Genomic DNA, 17,197 nt, shown 5'->3' with positions numbered 1-17,197 from the left:
GTTGAGGGCGAAGGAAGAACTCTCCTTCGCAATCCTCATAAGGGAAAGGGACTGCCATGAAGACCGCGCTCCGCTTCGTGATCGTCGCCGCCGTGCCGCTGGCGCTCGCCGCCTGCAACCAGACCAGCAGCAACAGCGGTGGCGGGCTGTTCGGCAACAGCGGCGGGGGTGGGCTGTTCGGGTCGGGAAATTCCGATTCCTATGCCCGCAACGGCCGCTGCGACGACCCGCGCTACAACACCTCCAACGGCGGCCATGCCGAGGCCGGGACCGATGACTACGACTGCTCCCGCTACGGCAACGGCCTGAAGCGCTGAGCAAGCGCCGCCAGTTCCGCGGCCATGCGCCCGGCGACCGCAGGCCAGTCGCCGGGCGCCGGCTGCCGGAACAGGCGGGCGGTCGGATACCAGAGGCTGTCGTCGCGGCCGGTCAGCCAGCGCCAGTCCGCCGAGAAGGGCAGCGCCACCCACAGCGGCACGCCCAGCGCGCCGGCGAGATGGGCCGGACCGGTGCAGGACGACACAACCAGATCCAGGTTCGCCATGATCGCCGCGGTGTCGGCGAAGTCCGAGATGGCGGTCCCCAGATCGGTGAAGCTGTCCGGCAAGGCACTCTCGGCAAGGCCGGCGCGTCCAGGCCCCATCTGCAATCCATAGAATCGGCAGCCCGGCACATCGAACAGCCCACGCAGTCCGGCGAGCCGGGGGGAGCGCTCCTCGTCGCCGGGGAAGCGCGGGTTGCCGGCCCAGACGACGCCGACGCGCAGGCCGTCCCGCGGCCCCAGCCGCTCCCGCCAGCGGGCTACCCGCACCGGGTCGGGGCGCAGATAGGGGATGTCGGCAGGCACGCTGTCGAGGTCGGTGGCGAAGGCGCGCGGCAGGCTCATCAGCGGAGATTCGAGATCGAAGGGCGGCAGCGGATCGCCACGGGCGATGACCTGCGCCGCCCCCTCCAGCCCGGCCATCAGGGGCAGCAGGGGCCGCTGCACCTCCAGCACCACCCGGCCACCGCGGGCCGCCACCAGCGGGACATAGCGCAGGACCTGCAGCGTGTCGCCCAGCCCCTGTTCGGCATAGAGCAGGATCGTGCGACCGTTCAGCGGCTCGCCCTGCCACGGTGGCTGATGGAATGGCCTCCAGGGCGGATCGGCATGGGGGTCACGGCGGCGCCAGTCGAACTCGGGCCAGCCGCGCCGGTAATCGCCGGCCATCAGCCGGGCGAAACCGAGGTTCCAATGCAGACCGACATCCTGCGGCCGGTCGGCCAGCGCGCGTTCGAACGCGACGGCAGCCTCCGCCGGGCGGGCCATGGCGACCAGGGCGATGCCCCGTGCGGCATGGACCGACGGGCCGGGTCGCAGGCGCTCCGCCATGGCGAAGGCGTTCAGCGAGTCCGGGAAGCGGGCGAGCTTGGCCAGGACGGCGCCCAGCACTTCCCACGGCTCGGCGGCGTTGCGGTCGAGAGCCAGCGAATCACGGGCGGCGGACTCGGCTTCCGCCCAGCGGCGCTGGGCCGCCAGTGCCGCGGCAAGCGTTGCATAAGCAACGGCGGACCGGGCGTTCACGCTCAGCGAGCGGCGGGCACAGCGTTCGGCCGCCCTTGCATCGCCGCAGGACAGCAGGGCGGCGGCCCGGTTCGCCAGCGCGTCGGTATGGTCGGGGGCCAGGGCCAGCGCATGGCCGGTGGCCGTCAGCGCGGCCGGCACCTGCCCCAGCCGGCGCAACGCACCGGCGCGGCTGGCATGGGCGTCGGCAAGGTCCGGCATCAGGCGCAACGCCCGGCCATAGTGCCGCACGGCGGCGTCGAGGGCGCCGGCGGACTGCTCGACGCCGGCAAGGTTCGACAGCCCGCCGGCCCCGTCGGGACGCAACGCCACGGCAAGGCGCAGGGAGCGTTGCGCCGCCGCCTGCCGGCCGGTCTGGGCGGCGAGCACCCCCAGAAGCTGCATGGCGTCGGCAAATTCGGGGTCGGCGCCGAGGATTCGGCGGTAGATGTCCTCCGCCTCCGCCACACGGCCCGCCTGATGGTGGTCCAGCGCGATCAGCAGAGCCTGCGACAAAGTAACCATCGGCACACATGTGAAGTGATGGAGGGAGTAACGGGCTTGCCGCCGGGAACGGGATCATGCCTCTTCGGAACCCGCCCGGTCCAGCCGGGCCTATGCCTGAAATCGTCGCAAACGGTCACAGAATTGGGATTTTCCCTGGATTGTCATGACGCTGACCCATCGTTATTGTCCGCGCCGTTCTTCGAGGAGCGGATCATGATCACCCGCCCAATCCGGGCACTCTTCTGCCACTCCGGCCTCTGCCGGGTTACTCTCGCCGCCGCGCTGACCGCTTGGTTCGGGACTGTTGGTTTCGGGATCGGCGCCGCGCAGGCCAATGAGGGCGCCAAGCCGAACGGCTGCCCCTGGGCCCAGGACGTGACGCTGGAGATCAACGGCAAGACGCTGACCCTGAAGCAGGACGCCTTCACCACCACCAGCTCCGAACCGCTGGAGATCGAGCAGTTCAAGGTGTTCCCGCTGATCGACCAGTTGAAGCTGCGCATCATCGGCCCGAAGGGGCGCGAATGGGAAGCGGCGCTGACCCGGCTGGTCAGCGGCAAGCGGTGCAGCGCCTTCTATGCCGGCAAGCCGGTGCTGGTGTCCAACACCGTGCGCGACCCGAACGAACTGATCCTGAACCGCTAGGTCAGGCCCCGAACACTCCCGACAGCCTCCCCGCAAGTTCCTCCAGCGCCGGGTCGCCGCCGGGCACCAGCAGCACCATGTTGGCGGCGGCAAGCTCCACGCCGCCGCCCGGCTGCGGGGTGAAGCCCGCCGCGGCGAACAGGCGGTCCTGCTGGACCCGCTCGGCCTCCAGTTCCGCGGCCTTCATGCGGCGATAGAAGGCGTCGTCCTCCGCCTTGGCGCGGCGGCGCAGTGCGCGCAGCGGACGCACAACCTCCTCCCTCCAGCCGGCGACCGCCCCGTCGATGCGGGCCAGTTCCTCGGCCGACAGGCGGATGCCGCAGTCCAGGCCGGCCCAGGCGGCGAACAGCAGCACATTCACGTCGACGCCGCGCCGGTCCTGAAGGGACAGGCAGCAGGCCGGCACCCCCGGCCGCCCATAGACGGCCAGGGAAAAGTCCCAGAAGGGATTTGCCGGCATTTCGCCCATCGCCTGGATCAGTCGCCGAAGCTGATGTTCAGGCCACGGGCCGTCTTCACCAGCGCACCGTCCAGTTCGACGCAGGAATAATGCTCGATCGCCTCGGTGATCGGCACGTCGATGACGCCGCGGTTCGACCAGGCGACCATGCGGTTGAACTTGCCCTCCGCGATCAGATCGACGGCATGGACACCGAAGGCCGAGGCGATCAGGCGGTCGCGCGGGCTGGGCATGCTGCCGCGCTGGACATGGCCCAGCACGGTGACGCGGGTTTCGGCCCCGGTGGCGTCGGCGATCTTCTCGCCGATATAGTCGCCGATGCCGCCATAGCGCTTTTCGCCGCCCTGGAGGATCTTCTTGACCCCGGTGCCCTCCAGCGTCTTCACCGCCTCCGACACCACGACCAGGGCGAAGTTGCGGCCGGAGTCGCGCACACTCTGGATCTTGGCTGCGATGCTTTCGATGGAATAGGCGATCTCCGGGATCAGGATCACGTCGGCCCCGCCGGCGATGCCGGCCGCCAGCGCGATGTGGCCGGCGTCGCGGCCCATCACCTCCAGCACCATCACGCGGTGGTGGCTGGCTGCGGTCGGTTGCAGGCGGTCCAGCGCCTCCACCGCCACGGCGACGGCGGTGTCGTAGCCGACCGACACCTCGGTCTTGCCCAGGTCGTTGTCGATGGTCTTGGGCACGCCCACCATCGGGAAGCCGCCCTTCTGCGCCAGCTTGTGCAGGATGGCGAAGCTGCCGTCGCCGCCGATGCCGATCAGCGCGTCCAGCCCAAGTTCGCGGTAGCCGCCGACGATCTCGTCGGAGCGGTCCTTCAGCGTGCCGTCGGGCATCGGATAGGCGAAGGGGTCGCCGCGGTTGGTCGTGCCGAGGATTGTGCCGCCCTGGCGCATCATGTGGCCGTCGACGGAGCCAAGATCGAGCGTCTGGTACTGCACCGGGCGCTGGAGAAGGCCCTGGGTGCCTTCCTTGATGCCCAGCACCTGCCAGCCATAGCCGGTGGCGCGGTGGACCACCGCACGGATGACCGCGTTCAGCCCGGCGCAATCGCCGCCGCTGGTCAGGATGCCGATGCGCTTGCCGGCTTTATTAGGGGCAGTCATTGAGGGTTTCCCGTCCCGTTCGCCTGTTCGTTGAAATGGACCACCATGTTACCGGAACAGAACTTTCCCGCAATCGTTGCCCGCATCCGCAAAAGGGGCATTGCGCCGGCCGCACTCCGTCCGGCGACACGACGGGCATGCCAAAGGGCCGAGCCGGCGGTTTGACGGTGCCGTGCTGCCGGAAATCTGGTATAGTCGAGGTCGCCCAGCCAAAGGGTCACCCGCAAGAGCACCCCCGAACCATCCGGGGCAACGGCCATTCCTAAACGGGCGCGATGAACGAGCAAGAGATTTTGAAGGAAAAGCTGGCGAGCTTGCGCAGCGAGCACCGTGACCTGGACGACGTCATCGCCCGGCTGGTCGAACGTGCGCCCTATGACCAGTTGCAGATGCAGCGGCTGAAGAAGCGCAAGCTGATGCTGAAGGACCAGATCATGGTCCTGGAAAGCCGGCTGCTGCCGGACATCATCGCTTAACGGGACACGCGACGCGCCTTCGTGCCGTCATCCCCGCGAAGGCGGGAATGACGGGCTGGCTGGGAACCGAAGCGTCACCCCTTCTTCGGCACCGTGAAGAACTGGATGCCCATCTGGAAGCTGCGGGCGATGTTCTCGGCCTTGCCGATCAGGAAGTTGGCGCCTTCGGCCGGCAGAACTTCGTGGGCGGTCTGGCGGAACAGGCCGAGCCAGCGTTCGAAATGCGGCGGCTCCAGCCCCAGCGAGATGTGGACCGGCATCGGACGCCCGTCGTAGCGCTGGGTCAGCAGAGCGATGGACGACCAGAAATCGATCATCTTGCGCAGATGAGGCTCCCAATCGGTGATGGCGCGGCCAAAGATCGGGCCAAGCTCCTCGTCCTTCATGATCTTGCCGTAGAAGGTCCGCACCAGCGTCTCGATCGACGCCTCGTCGATGCCGACGGCGGCCATCCGTTCCTCCGCCATGGCGGCGCGGATGTCGCGGTGTTCCTTGCGCTGGGTGTCGCCGATGTCTTCGCCGGAAACGGAGTCGGTCATGCGATGGGTCCGCCGAGTGAATTGAGCAGGGTCTATCCAGTCCATATAAGGCGGCACCATAAGTGGAACCATGTTCCGCCGGAAGGGCCGGAATGTCGCAGCCGCAGGGTGGGATTCGCAGCACGCAGACGCCAAGGAACGGCGCCGCCTCTGGACAGAAGCCCGACTCTTCCTATAATGCGCCGCTTTCCGGACCTTGAGGAAAGCGCCAGGCCGTGACCGCCGACCATTCCCCCAACAGCACCACCTCGGCTACCGGCGTCCAGCCGCTGGTCGGCATCATCATGGGCAGCCAGTCCGACTGGACGACGATGAAGCACGCCGCCGACACGCTGGCCGCGCTGGGCGTTCCGCACGAAGTCCGCATCGTTTCCGCCCATCGCACCCCGCACCGGCTGGTGGACTACGCCACCACCGCCAAGGCGCGCGGGTTGAAGGTGGTGATCGCCGGGGCCGGCGGCGCCGCCCATCTGCCGGGCATGGCCGCGTCGATGACGCCGCTGCCGGTCTTCGGCGTGCCCGTGGAAAGCCACGCGCTGAAGGGCATGGACAGCCTGCTGTCCATCGTGCAGATGCCGGGCGGGGTGCCGGTCGGCACGCTCGCCATCGGCAAGGCCGGCGCCATCAACGCAGCATTGCTGGCCGGCTCGGTCATCGCCCTGATGGACCCGGCGGTGGCCGACGCGCTGAATGGCTGGCGCGCCCGCCAGACCGCCGCGGTCGCCGAAGCCCCCGTCGACGACCCTGCCTGACAACTGGCCCGATAACTGGCCCGGACAACTTGAAAGCCTCACCGTCATGACCGGCACCCCATCCGGCACTCCCCTGCCCCGCCTCGCCCCCGGCTCCACCATCGGCATGCTGGGTGCCGGACAGCTCGGCCGGATGACGGCGCTGGCCGCGGCACGTCTGGGCTACAAGACCCATGTCTACGCCCCGGACGCCGCCGACAGCCCGGCGGCGCAGGTCAGCGCCGCGGCGACCGTCGCCGGCTGGGACGATCTGGACGCGTTGGAGCGCTTCGCCCGCTCGGTCGATGCGGTGACGCTGGAGTGGGAGAATGTGCCGGTCGCCACGGCCGAGCATCTGCGCCGCTTCACCAACCTGAACCCTGGCCCGAACGTGCTGTCGGTGGCGCAGGATCGCATCGCGGAAAAGAGCTTCGTCAACGCTCTGGGCATCGCCACTGCACCCTGGCGCACCGCCAACAGCGCCGATGAGGTCGCCCGCGCGGTGGCCGAGGTCGGTCCGCGCTGCGTTCTGAAATCGACGCGGCTCGGCTATGACGGCAAGGGACAGGCCCGGCTGGACAGCGGCAGCGATCCGGCGGCGGCCTGGGCCAGCATCGGCGGCGGCAAGCCCGGCGTGGAGGGCATCGTCGAAGGCTTCGTCACCTTCGCCTGCGAAGTGTCGGTGATCGTCGCCCGCGGCGCCGACGGCGCGATGGTCGCCTATCCGGCGGTGGAGAACCGGCACAAGGACGGCATCCTCGACGTCACCGTCGCGCCCGCCGCGCCGGACAAGGTGTCGGCGGCAACCGCGGCGGAGGCCGACCGCATCGCGCGGCGCATCGCCGAGGCCCTGGACCTTGTCGGCGTGCTGGCGGTGGAGATGTTCGTCACCGCCGACGGCGCCGTGCTGGTCAACGAGATGGCGCCGCGCCCGCACAATTCCGGCCACTGGACGATGGATGCCTGCGCCACCTGCCAGTTCGAACAGCTGGTCCGCGCGGTCTGCGGCCTGCCGCTGGGCTCGGTGGAGCGGGTGGCGGATGCCGAAATGACCAACCTGATCGGCGACGACGTGCTCAGCTGGCCGGAACTGCTGGCCGAACCCGGCGCCCGGCTGCACCTGTACGGCAAGGCGGAAGCCCGGCCCGGCCGCAAGATGGGCCACGTCAACCGGTTGTTCCCGCGGCGCTGACGCAGGCGCCACGGCAAAAGCCGAAGGGCCCCGCGACCGGTACGGTCGGCGGGGCCCTTTCTATTTAGACGGGGCGTCGGTCCCGTCGCTACCGACGTGCAGCCACTGCACGCGCTGCGCCGGTGGATGGGCATCACCGGTTTCTCGGCCACGACGGGACGGCTGGAGAATGGCGGTTGAGCCTGCCCGGCTCAAGGCCGAAAGAGCGCAACCTGAAGGCGCAAGCAGCGTACCGCTTCCAAGACAACCAAACGGTGTTTCAGGCTCCAGCCTGATATGGTGCCGCTCACAACGGGTAGGGCCGCCCGCGGCCGGACAAATCCGCGGTCCTCAGGAAGCGGGCATTCCATCGCCACAACCTTTCGGAGGTAATCACCGGCCGGCGTTCGGAATAAGCCTGATTTCCGCTTTTTGGTTGCGGTTCCGACATTTACGTTCAGCCAGCGGTAATCGGGCGCATAGCCCCCATTGCTGAGCAGGTATCACTTTTCAGAACAAATATATCGGCAGCCGGTGTGAGATGGCTGAGACAATACGCCAATCTGGAGATCCGAAATGCGCTTTCCAGTTCTCGACGGCTGGCGCGGCTTATGCGCTTTGTTCGTCGCATTATTTCACTTCAACGCTTCCGGGCACTTCTACCTCGTTCCGTTCGTTCGCGGCAGTTATTTGTTTGTGGATTTCTTTTTTGTTCTCAGCGGCTTCGTCATCACCCACGCTTATATCCACCGCCTGAACTCGACGGCGGACGGCGGGAATTTTCTGGTCAGACGCCTTGGCCGGGTCTGGCCGCTGCATGCCGCCACCCTGATCGCCTTCATTCCGCTGGAGATGGTGAAGGCACTGGCGATCAGCGGCGAGACGGCGGCCTTCACCGACCGCTTCGCGCCGTCCTCCATTCTCAGCAACCTGTTCCTTGTACACTCCCTGGGCATCGAGGACGGGTTGACCTGGAACATTCCGAGCTGGTCGATCAGCGCCGAGTTCCTTGCCTACGTCACTTTCGCAGCACTCTGCCTGCTGGCCCGCCGCACATGGCTGGTGACGGTGTCGGCGGTGGCGCTGTCGGCGACCGGCGCTTTCGTGGTCATGGGATGGTCCGACCAATACATAGACACCAGCTTCGACTTTGGATATTTCCGCTGCCTCTATGGTTTCTTCACCGGCCATGTGGCGTATCGGCTGTTCCAGGCGACCCGCGGTGCCGGACTGTTGTCCAGGCTGCCGATGCGGCGGCCGACAGTTGGGTCGACGATAGCCGGGCTGAGCGAGGGGCTCAGCCTTGCCGCCGTGATCATCTTCGTTGCAACGGCGCGCGGAAACGCCCTGTCCTATGCCTCGCCCCTGCTGTTCGGTTTGGTCGTCTGGGTGTTCGCCTTCGAAGGCGGGGTGATTTCACGGCTGCTGGCGATGCGGCCTTTCCAATGGCTGGGCGCCCGCTCCTACTCCGTCTACATGGTGCATGCGCTGGTCATCGCGCTGTACGAGAAGGCAGCGGTCGCAACGCAGAGGCTGTCGGGCCAGCCGATGTTCGTCGAGCAGGCGACCGACGGCGCCGAAGACCGGCTGATCTCCTTCGGTGCCACCTGGATGATGGATCTTCTGGCGCTCGCCTATCTGGGGACGGTGGTCGCGGTCGCCAGCCTGACCTACCGCTTCGTGGAAATACCCGGACAATCCAGCTTCAGCGCACTGCTGTCGAAGCGGCGGAAGCCCGCGGTCCGGCCGGCGGCGATGGAAGTCACCTGACCTTCTTAACCACGATGCATGGCGAGGCGGCTCCGGCGGAAAAGACCCGATAGGGTCGCCCGCTCATGATGGACAGCATCGAAAACGGTCATTCCGATATCGGAACGATTTCGTCAATTTCCTGGTAACGTTATTAATCGCAGCCATGAGCACCCGGCGAAGTTACGTCCGTTAGTTCGCATTTGCGAAATAGATGTCTCAAATTGTGGTGTTCAAGTCAGGCGCAGGTCATTTCCCGTCGATGCGGCTTTTATCTCGTATCGATATTGGTTACTCTCTGTTGCATTCAGGAAGAAACTCTCTAAACTTTGATGTAATTTGTAGCCGGATGACGATGCCCTTGTCGCAGGAAAGCGCAGGTCGCTCCCCTCCCCCGATCGGACCGGCCGTCACCCCGGCCTCCGGCGCGGCCGGCCATCGCCGTCCACAGTCCAGCCGCGACCGCGACCGCTTCGTCGGCTTTGCCTTCGCCGCCGCCGATCTGCTGATCGAATCGGATCCCCAGGGCAACATCCTGTTTTCCGCCGGCGCCCGCTGCCGGCTGACCAAGGGCGAGGTCGGCGGGCTGGTCGGCAGCAACCTGATGGAGGTGGTGGCCCCCGGCGACCGCAAATATGTCCATGTCCTGTTTGACCGCATTCGCGAAAAGGCGCGGATCAAGCCGTCGCGCGTGATGTTCCAGGCCTTCGACGGCCAGCAGTTCCCGGCACTGCTCGGCGGCTGCCGGCTCGACTCCTGTCCCGGTTCCCTGTTCCTCACGGTGCTGCTGACCGCTCCGGCCCGTGGCAACGGCGGCAGTGGGGCGGTCACGGCGGCGCAGGGTGAACTGCTCGACCAGTGCGGCTTCGCCGGCATCCTGGAGGAACGCATCCACGCCGCGCGCGAACGGGGACTGGAGCAGGGGCTGACCCTGCTGCTGGTCGAAGGGTTGCAGGCGATGGTGGATTCGATGCCGGAGGGAGCGGCGGCGGAGGTGCGCGAGGGCATCGACGCCTATCTGCGCGGCATTTCCGCCGACGGCGACAGCGCCGGGCAACTGACCGGCGATCGCTATGGCATCGTGCATGCCGCCGACATCGACGGGCGCGAGGTGCAGGGCCACATCGCCCAGATCATCGAGGCGGCGGGCGGCGCCCTGCCCGGCGGCATCCGGTCCTGGACGCTGGACATGGCCGACGACCGGCTGGACGCCACGGATGCCGCCCGCGCGCTGGTCTACACCGTGCAGGCCTTCGCCTCCGCGCAAGGCGGCGAGTTCACCATCTCCAGCCTGGAGGATGGCGCGAACCGCCTGATGGCCGGGGCGGTGGAACGGATCGGGCAACTGCGCGCCACCATCGACAACCGCAATTTCATCGTCGTTTACCAGCCGATCGTCGACATCGGCACCGGCGCCGTCCACCATCTGGAGGCGCTGACCCGGGTCGAAGGGACGAGCTCGCCGGCCGACTTCATCACCTTCGCCGAGGATGTCGGGCTGATCTACGACTTCGACCTGCTTCTGACCCGCACGGTGCTGGACACGCTGCAGCAGTTCCGCAAGGAACCGAAGCTGCCCGACGTGGCGATCAACCTGTCGGCCAAGACGCTGATGAGCCCGATCTTCTTCAAGCAGTTCCAGTCGGTCGTCGCCCCCTACGGCGATCTGGCCTCGAAGCTGCTCATCGAAGTGACGGAAACCGTCGTCGTCACCGACATCGCCAAGCTGAACGAGGTGCTGCAGAAGCTGCGCGAAAGCGGCTTCCGCATCTGCCTGGACGATGTCGGCGCAGGATCCACCAGCTTCCAGTCGCTGTACGGCATCCAGGCCGACTATGCCAAGATCGACGGCAAGTTCGTCCGCGGCGCCGTGAACAGCCCACGCGACATGGCGATGCTGCGCAGCATGGTCGATGTCTGCCGCCAGTTGGGGCTGGAACTGATCGGCGAGCAGGTGGAGGAGACGGTGCACGCCGAGCTGCTGAACGGCTTGGGCGTGTCGTTTGCCCAGGGCTTCCTGTTCAGCCGGCCGTCGAGCGACTTCGCTTATTTCGCCAAGGACTGGTCGAAGGTGCGCAGCGGCGGCAAGGTGCTGCTGAAGGGCTGACGTGCGGTGATCGCCGGAATACCGGTGCCGTCTCAGGCCAGGACCGGGGACCGGCCGAAGCCCTCGAACACGCCCATTTCCTCGATGCTGTGAACCTGATCGAGCCGATTGCGGGCCGCGTTCAGAAGTTCCCGGTTGCGGGCCAGCGTGTCGCGTCCGGCATAGCCGTCGCGCAGGTGAACGCGGTTCAGCAGAGCCTCCGCCTGATCGAGCGCTTCCATGATCGTTAGTGCAGTGTCGGCGTTCATTTCCGCCCTCTTGTTCTCTGCGCCGCACCGACAAGCTGTCGTGCGATCCTCGATGACCGGACCTTAGCCGCCGAAACTCGCCATCAGGTAGAGGATATTTGGTCGCATGCGCAAGAAAACGTGTGGGATTTTATTTGTTATTTCGCTTTGCTTGAATCGTTTCTTTCCAACCACTGGGTCTGCACGCGGATGACCTTCTCGGTGGCGGAAAACGCCTGACGGCGGGTGAGAACGAAAACAACGCCGCTCGACGCTGCGATCAGCGGAATGGGGCCGATGATCCAGACCAGGGCCGCCAGTGCGAAGTAATAGGCGCGGATGCCTCCGTTCAGCGCGACGATGGCAAGGGTCAGCGCCTCGCTGATCGTCTGGGCGATCTCCCGGCGGTCCTGCGGCGGCACCGGCGGCATCGGCGCAGAACCGATCAGGGCGCAGCAGTAATTGTACTGACGCAGCGCCCAAGTGAACTTGAAGAAGCCGAAGGTGAAGATCACCACCATCAGCAGCATCTTGATCTCGAACATCTGGTGCGAGGTCGGGACGGCGAAGGACAGGTCCGAGATCAGCTGCTGCGCCCGCTCCGCCGCACCGAAGGACCCGATCAGTCCGGCCAGCACCAGCATGTTGGTGGAGGCGAAGAAGGTGCAGCTGTGCATGGTGTGGCCAAACAGCTGCGCGTCCATGATGCGGTTGTCGCGCTCCAGCATCCGCTCGATCCAGTGGCGGCGCACGATCCGCAGATGCCGGTTCACCACGTTGCGCCCGGCCATCAGATGGTCCTGGGTGACGGTGAATCCGACCCAGGAACCGATGAACCAGACGAAGGCGATGATGTCGAGCGTGGTGACGTCTGGCGGCATGGCGGCGGGGTCTTGGCACGGTGATGAGGGGGACCAGGCACCCGTGTACGCCGGCAATGGGCGGGTGTCCACCTGCGGGTATCCGAGAGGCCTCCTACTCCCCGCGCCCCTGCACCGCCTTCAGCACGTGGACGCGGATGGCGCTGGACAGGTTGCCGGTCCGGGTCTGGTCGATCTCCTCGATCAGGGCATTGACCGACAGGCCGCGGGACTGCGCCACCGATTTCAGGGCGTCCCAGAACTCCTCCTCAAGGGAGACGCTGGTGGGATGGCCGGCGATCAGGACCGAACGCTTCTTCATGGTCACGCACGCATCGCAGTGGGAGATGGGGGTGGTCAGAGGAAGGCCGGAACGGCCGGGAAAGACGCACCCCCACCCTAACCCCAAGCTTAGCCGGGACCAACCATCCGTTCGGGGCGAACCCATTGATCGAATTGCTCATCCGTCAGGAGTCCGAGTTCCCGCCCGGCCTCCTTTAGACTTGTCCCTTCCTTGTGGGCCTTCTTGGCGATCTTCGCCGCATTGTCATAGCCGATGTGGGGGTTCAGCGCCGTCACCAGCATCAGACTGTCCGACACCAGCCTGGCGATGCGCTCGCGGTTGGCCTCGATTCCCACCACGCAATTGTCGGTGAAGCTGTTCGCGGCGTCGGCCAGCAGGCGGATCGATTGCAGGACGTTGAAAACGATCACCGGCTTGAACACGTTCAGTTCGAAATGGCCGGTGGCGCCGGCGACGGTGACGGTGGTGTGGTTGCCCATCACCTGGGCGCAGACCATCGTCATCGCTTCCGACTGGGTCGGGTTGACCTTGCCCGGCATGATGGAGGATCCCGGTTCGTTCTCCGGCAGCGACAGCTCGCCGATGCCCGAGCGCGGACCGGAGCCGAGCAGGCGGATGTCGTTGGCGATCTTCATAAGCGACACCGCCAGCGTGTTCAGGTGGCCGTGCACGTCGACCAGCGAATCGTGGGTCGCCAGCGCCTCGAACTTGTTCTCCGCGGTGACGAAGGGAAGGCCGGTGAAGGCCGCCACCTCCTCGGCGAAGGCTTCGGCGAAGCCCGGCTTGGCATTCAGGCCGGTGCCGACCGCGGTGCCGCCCTGGGCCAGCCGGTAGAGCTGCGGCAGCGCGCCCCTCACCCGGCCGATGCCGTAGGAGACCTGGGCGGCATAGCCGGAGAACTCCTGCCCCAGCGTCAGCGGCGTGGCATCCTGGAGATGGGTGCGGCCGATCTTGACGATGTCCCGGAAGGCGTCGGCCTTGGCATCGAGCGCCGTGCGCAGATGCTCCAGCGCCGGGATCAGGCTGTGCACGATCTCGTCGGCCGCCGCGATGTGCATGGCTGTGGGGAAGCTGTCGTTCGACGACTGCCCCATGTTGACATGGTCGTTGGGATGGATCGGGGTCTTCGACCCCATGGTGCCGCCCAGCCGCTCGATGGCGCGGTTGGCGATCACCTCGTTGGCGTTCATGTTGGTCTGGGTGCCGGAGCCGGTCTGCCAGACCACCAGCGGGAAGTGATCGGCCAGCCGGCCGTCGATCACCTCGTCCGCTGCCTCCATGATGGCAGCGCCGAGTTTCGGATCGAGCACGCCCAGCGTCATATTGGCGGCGGCGGCCGCGCGCTTCTGGATGCCCAGCGCGCGCACCAGCGGCACCGGCATGCGCTCTCCGCCGATGCGGAAATTCTGAAGCGAGCGCTGGGTCTGTGCGCCCCAGTAACGGTCGGCCGGAACGTCTATGGGGCCGAAGCTGTCGGTTTCGGTGCGGACACCGCTCATGGTCGGACCTTTCCTGATCGCCGCTTTTGGTCACGGGTGGGACGGGTTGCAAATTCCCCCGCCTTGCCTGATCTTTGCAGTGGACCCCGGAACGGCAAGGGCCGGGAATGCGCAGGCCAGGGCCACGCTCCAAGCGGGAGCTTGAGCGACTCGGCGGAAATCCTCGCTATTCACTCGAATTTGTTCTTGTTGCGTTCGCTGTTCTTCCGTACGCTTTCCTCAATGATCCGCCGTAAAGCCGGCGGGTACCGACAGCGATTGGGGGAACAGGATGGACGATCTGGCATACGACCATGTCCGCGCCTTCATTGCCCGGACGCGCGTTGCGGAGATGAAGAGCCGCGGCTGGCGGGTTCTCGGCCCCGGCGAGGAAGGCTCCCTGCTGATGGAAGGCCCGATGCTTGCCGGCCGGGCCGCAGTTCTGGAAGAGCCCATCGGCGGAGTTTTCGACGATCTGGTCGCCCGCGCCCTGGAGCGCGCCGATGCCCGCGACCGCACTGCCGCCCGCCGCGCCGCCTGATCGACTTTTCGGGAGTCAGCATTTTCAGGGGGTTGTGCTTGCCCAACCGGGTGGGCGGGACTGCACCCTTCGGTGGTCCCTCCCTCCAATTCCCTCGGGCAGTCTGAGCAACCGGACATAGCGGTGCGTGTTGTCATCATGCATGCTACCCGCCGGGGCATCCGACGGGGATCGATTGCAGCAGAACTTCAAAGGTCCTCATAGACGTTTTGAGGTAACTCTTCGGGGTGATCCGATGCAACGCGACCATAGATCGGAAGTACCCCCGAAGATACCACCTGCCGCATAGTCCCGTTAGGAAGTCTTTAACTCGCCCGATGGCTTGATAAGGCCATCGGGAACGCTCAGGCCCAGGGAGATTTACATGATCGGCGCCGTCAACTCGAAGAAGATCAACGCCTCCTCCGCGGCCCATATCGCGCTTCTCGACCAATTCATTCGATTGACGCAAGACACCATCGTCGAACAGGACGATGCCTTCGTCCGCGACAGCCTGGTCGATCTTCTGTCGAACCTGCGCAGCGAGCGTGCCGACTACGCCGAGATCATCGGCGTGTCTGCTCTGAACCGCGCCGTCTGATCCCGGCCTTTTACTCTTCCCCGGTACCGACTTCCGCCGCAAGGTCGGAAAGAGCCTCCCCGGTCAGGCGATAGGGAAGCCATTCCTTCATCTGGCGGAAGCCGACCCGGTCGTAGAAGTCACGCGCCGGGTTCCAATCCAGAACGCTCAGATCCACCCGGCGGTAACCGCGCTCCACCGCGCGCTTCGCCACGGCAGCCAAGAGCTTGCGGCCGACGCCGTAGCGCCGGGCGTCGGGCGTGACGTAGAGATCCTCGACATAGAGGCCAGGCCGCCCCTCCCAGGTGGAGAAGTTGCGGAAAGTCAGCGCGAAGCCGACCGGCGCGCCGTCCAACTCGGCGATCAGCGCCTCGAACACCGGCTGCGGCCCCCAGCCATCGCGGCGGAAATCCTCCTCGGTCGCCTTGACCGCATCGGCCTCGCGCTCGAACTCCGCCAGTTCGCGGACAAAGCGCAGGATGGTCGTGCAATCCTCTTCGACGGCGGGGCGGATGGTGACGGTCGGCATCGGCGGCGGGCTCCCTGATGATTTGCCAAATGGCATTGGGCGCAAAACGAAACGGGGAGCGGACCATAGCCCGCTCCCCGCACTTTCGCATCCCCGTTGAAGTGTGATCGGTTCAAGCGGAATCGCTTGAAGCGTGAATCACACGGAAAAACCAAAAGCCTAGAGTTCGTCTGGTGCTTATTGAAGCACCAGACGAACTCTAAATCGGATGACGTCAGTCGTCACCGCCGCTGCCCTTCAGGTCCAGGATGCTGCGCAACTCCTGCACGCGCCGCTCGGCACTGTGTTCGGCCAGCACCCGCTTGCGCGCCCGGCGGCCGAGGTCGGTCAGATGGTTGCGCGGCAGCATCATCGCCGTGGTCACGTCGTCGGTCTGGGCGGCGACCAGGATCTCGCGGCCGGGCTCCAAGAAGCTGTCCAGCCCTTCCCACTGGTCGGCGACGATGGCGGATCCGCAGGCGGCGGCCAGGAACAGCCGGGGCGACGGGCACCAGCCGATCCGGCGCTCGTCGTCGCGGGCCAGCGTCAGCGCGAGGCTGGCCGAGGCCAGCACATCGGCATGACGCGCCGGGTCGAGGTCGGGGAAGGTCAGGATGTTGGAGGCGCGCGGCACGCCGTCGGGCAGATCGGCGCCGACCAGCGCGAAGCGCCGGCGGGTCAGCCGCTGGGCTGGGTCGATGAAGAAGCTGCCCAGCCCCTCGCGGATGCCGTCCGGCCCGCCGACGATGCAGCAGAGATCGGCCAGATACTCGCGCTTGAAGTCGCCGGGCTTGTCGACCTCCGGCACGATCCAGGGATAGAACGGAGCCACCGCCTCCGCTCCCGCCTTGGCGCGGTAGCGGTCCAGCGCCGGCCCGCCGCAGGAGGCGAGCACCATGTCGAAGCCGGCCAGCCCGTCGGCCGGCAGATGGTCCACCGCCTCTCCCGCCTCCAGCGCCGTCAGGCTGACCGCCGCTTCCGGATCGTAGAGCACGCGGCGCGGTGCCTTGGACTGACGGACGAGGTCGGCGGCAACGCGGGCGTCCGGCCCCTGCGCCACCACCAGCGCCACGCCGGCATCGTCCGCCTGGGCCGCGGCCGCCACCGCAACCTCGTCCCAGGCGCCGTAGGACAGCACGTCGCCGCCGGGAATGGTCCAGGGGACAGGGGAGCCGGGGCCGGTCCGCTCGACCGCGACGACGCGATGGCCGCGGATCGCCAGCCCATGGATCAGCGCGCGCCAGCGCATGCTGTGCCCGCCATCCTGGCGGTAACCGTTGGTCAAGCCCCCATTACTCAAGCCGAGGATCACGATTTTCATGGCGTCGGCACCCTTGGCGTTCCGCGGCGGGAGGCTGCTTCCCGATGGAAGCGCTCCCAGATCAACGCGATTGGAGAAGGTGGTGTTCCGGCTTCCGCTCCCGTCCCGGCAGCCCTGCCCAAGACGAAGTCAACCTGGGCAAATCCGGCCGGGTTCGGCGCCTGGAGACAGGGCTTTGCCGGACGGGATTTGCGAAAGCGTTGCATTGAAATTTGATATGGACCGGTCCGGCGGCCCTGCAAGCGTATACCCCTCGCAATAGGCGTTTCCCCGACAGGGCTGCCCATTTGACGGTTGAGCCTTGCGCCCGGGGGCCTTAGGGTCACGGCCCGGCTTCCCCTCCGATCACGGTCGAGCGC

Annotated in this window: 19 protein-coding genes; 9 read left to right on the top strand and 10 right to left on the bottom strand. The window is 66.5% G+C overall.

What is annotated here, in order from left to right; genetic code table 11:
• Positions 1 to 56 precede the first annotated feature (56 nt).
• Positions 57 to 317: a hypothetical protein gene (locus CRT60_RS27305; protein ID WP_098739639.1), complete on the top strand. Its 261-nt coding sequence runs from the start codon at positions 57 to 59 to the stop codon at positions 315 to 317.
• Here the strand turns inward: CRT60_RS27305 and CRT60_RS27300 are convergent.
• Complete coding sequence (locus tag CRT60_RS27300) at positions 293 to 2,068, bottom strand: tetratricopeptide repeat protein (RefSeq protein ID WP_098739638.1); 1,776 nt, start codon at positions 2,066 to 2,068, stop codon at positions 293 to 295. The two genes, CRT60_RS27305 and CRT60_RS27300, sit on opposite strands and share 25 nt — an antisense overlap.
• Positions 2,069 to 2,263: 195 nt before the next feature.
• On the opposite strand from CRT60_RS27300, the gene CRT60_RS27295 reads away from it, so the two are divergent.
• On the top strand, positions 2,264 to 2,695 hold the full coding sequence (locus CRT60_RS27295) for a hypothetical protein (RefSeq protein WP_098741053.1): 432 nt from the start codon (positions 2,264 to 2,266) through the stop codon (positions 2,693 to 2,695).
• 1 nt (position 2,696) lies between these two features.
• Here CRT60_RS27295 and CRT60_RS27290 read toward each other — a convergent pair whose 3' ends face one another.
• Entirely contained in the window at positions 2,697 to 3,155 is a 459-nt protein-coding gene (locus CRT60_RS27290; protein WP_098741052.1) for a TIGR02444 family protein, read from the bottom strand.
• Between the two features lie 17 nt (positions 3,156 to 3,172).
• Complete coding sequence (locus CRT60_RS27285) at positions 3,173 to 4,267, bottom strand: ATP-dependent 6-phosphofructokinase (protein WP_098739637.1); 1,095 nt, start codon at positions 4,265 to 4,267, stop codon at positions 3,173 to 3,175.
• 275 nt (positions 4,268 to 4,542) lie between these two features.
• Between CRT60_RS27285 and CRT60_RS27280 the strand changes: the two genes are divergently transcribed.
• Positions 4,543 to 4,743 (top strand): YdcH family protein, encoded by a 201-nt coding sequence (locus tag CRT60_RS27280; RefSeq protein ID WP_085089646.1) that lies wholly within the window; start codon positions 4,543 to 4,545, stop codon positions 4,741 to 4,743.
• A gap of 74 nt (positions 4,744 to 4,817) precedes the next feature.
• On the opposite strand, the gene CRT60_RS27275 is transcribed toward CRT60_RS27280, so the two are convergent.
• Positions 4,818 to 5,282: a group III truncated hemoglobin gene (locus CRT60_RS27275; protein ID WP_244592784.1), complete on the bottom strand. Its 465-nt coding sequence runs from the start codon at positions 5,280 to 5,282 to the stop codon at positions 4,818 to 4,820.
• 215 nt (positions 5,283 to 5,497) lie between these two features.
• Here CRT60_RS27275 and purE point away from each other — a divergent pair, with 215 nt between their 5' ends.
• The 4 genes from purE (at position 5,498) to CRT60_RS27255 (ending at position 11,040) form a co-directional block, all read left to right on the top strand.
• Positions 5,498 to 6,034, top strand: coding sequence for a 5-(carboxyamino)imidazole ribonucleotide mutase (gene purE / locus CRT60_RS27270; RefSeq protein WP_098739636.1), 537 nt, complete (start codon positions 5,498 to 5,500; stop codon positions 6,032 to 6,034).
• A gap of 46 nt (positions 6,035 to 6,080) precedes the next feature.
• The gene (locus CRT60_RS27265) at positions 6,081 to 7,205 is read left to right on the top strand and encodes a 5-(carboxyamino)imidazole ribonucleotide synthase (protein ID WP_098739635.1); all 1,125 of its coding nucleotides are present in this window, start codon (positions 6,081 to 6,083) and stop codon (positions 7,203 to 7,205) included.
• Between the two features lie 555 nt (positions 7,206 to 7,760).
• Positions 7,761 to 8,954, top strand: a complete 1,194-nt coding sequence (locus CRT60_RS27260; protein ID WP_098739634.1) for an acyltransferase family protein — start codon at positions 7,761 to 7,763, stop codon at positions 8,952 to 8,954.
• A 334-nt stretch (positions 8,955 to 9,288) separates the two neighbouring features.
• The gene (locus CRT60_RS27255) at positions 9,289 to 11,040 is read left to right on the top strand and encodes an EAL domain-containing protein (RefSeq protein ID WP_244592783.1); all 1,752 of its coding nucleotides are present in this window, start codon (positions 9,289 to 9,291) and stop codon (positions 11,038 to 11,040) included.
• Positions 11,041 to 11,072: 32 nt separating this feature from the next.
• Here CRT60_RS27255 and CRT60_RS27250 read toward each other — a convergent pair whose 3' ends face one another.
• The 4 genes from CRT60_RS27250 to fumC form a co-directional block, all read right to left on the bottom strand.
• Positions 11,073 to 11,288 carry a hypothetical protein gene (locus CRT60_RS27250; protein ID WP_143273398.1) on the bottom strand — a complete coding sequence of 72 codons (216 nt, stop codon included), beginning with the start codon at positions 11,286 to 11,288 and terminating at the stop codon, positions 11,073 to 11,075.
• Positions 11,289 to 11,425: 137 nt separating this feature from the next.
• Positions 11,426 to 12,148, bottom strand: coding sequence for a DUF599 domain-containing protein (locus tag CRT60_RS27245; RefSeq protein WP_098739631.1), 723 nt, complete (start codon positions 12,146 to 12,148; stop codon positions 11,426 to 11,428).
• Between the two features lie 94 nt (positions 12,149 to 12,242).
• Entirely contained in the window at positions 12,243 to 12,449 is a 207-nt protein-coding gene (locus CRT60_RS27240) for a ribbon-helix-helix domain-containing protein (protein ID WP_098739630.1), read from the bottom strand.
• Positions 12,450 to 12,538: 89 nt separating this feature from the next.
• Complete coding sequence (gene fumC, locus CRT60_RS27235) at positions 12,539 to 13,930, bottom strand: class II fumarate hydratase (RefSeq protein ID WP_098739629.1); 1,392 nt, start codon at positions 13,928 to 13,930, stop codon at positions 12,539 to 12,541.
• A 271-nt stretch (positions 13,931 to 14,201) separates the two neighbouring features.
• Between fumC and CRT60_RS27230 the strand changes: the two genes are divergently transcribed.
• Together CRT60_RS27230 and CRT60_RS27225 are read left to right on the top strand one after the other, a co-directional pair.
• Entirely contained in the window at positions 14,202 to 14,450 is a 249-nt protein-coding gene (locus tag CRT60_RS27230) for a hypothetical protein (RefSeq protein ID WP_098739628.1), read from the top strand.
• Positions 14,451 to 14,814: 364 nt separating this feature from the next.
• A complete protein-coding gene (locus tag CRT60_RS27225; protein WP_098739627.1) occupies positions 14,815 to 15,030 on the top strand; it encodes a hypothetical protein in 216 nt (71 codons plus the stop codon).
• A gap of 10 nt (positions 15,031 to 15,040) precedes the next feature.
• Here CRT60_RS27225 and CRT60_RS27220 read toward each other — a convergent pair whose 3' ends face one another.
• Entirely contained in the window at positions 15,041 to 15,538 is a 498-nt protein-coding gene (locus CRT60_RS27220; protein ID WP_098739626.1) for a GNAT family N-acetyltransferase, read from the bottom strand.
• A 214-nt stretch (positions 15,539 to 15,752) separates the two neighbouring features.
• The gene (locus CRT60_RS27215; RefSeq protein WP_098739625.1) at positions 15,753 to 16,838 is read right to left on the bottom strand and encodes a glycosyltransferase family protein; all 1,086 of its coding nucleotides are present in this window, start codon (positions 16,836 to 16,838) and stop codon (positions 15,753 to 15,755) included.
• Positions 16,839 to 17,197: the final 359 nt, after the last annotated feature.

This window comes from Azospirillum palustre, from assembly GCF_002573965.1.
GTDB lineage: Bacteria > Pseudomonadota > Alphaproteobacteria > Azospirillales > Azospirillaceae > Azospirillum > Azospirillum palustre.
The sequence above is the reverse complement of the archived record's forward strand: the minus strand, read 5'-3'. Positions and strand labels throughout refer to the sequence as shown.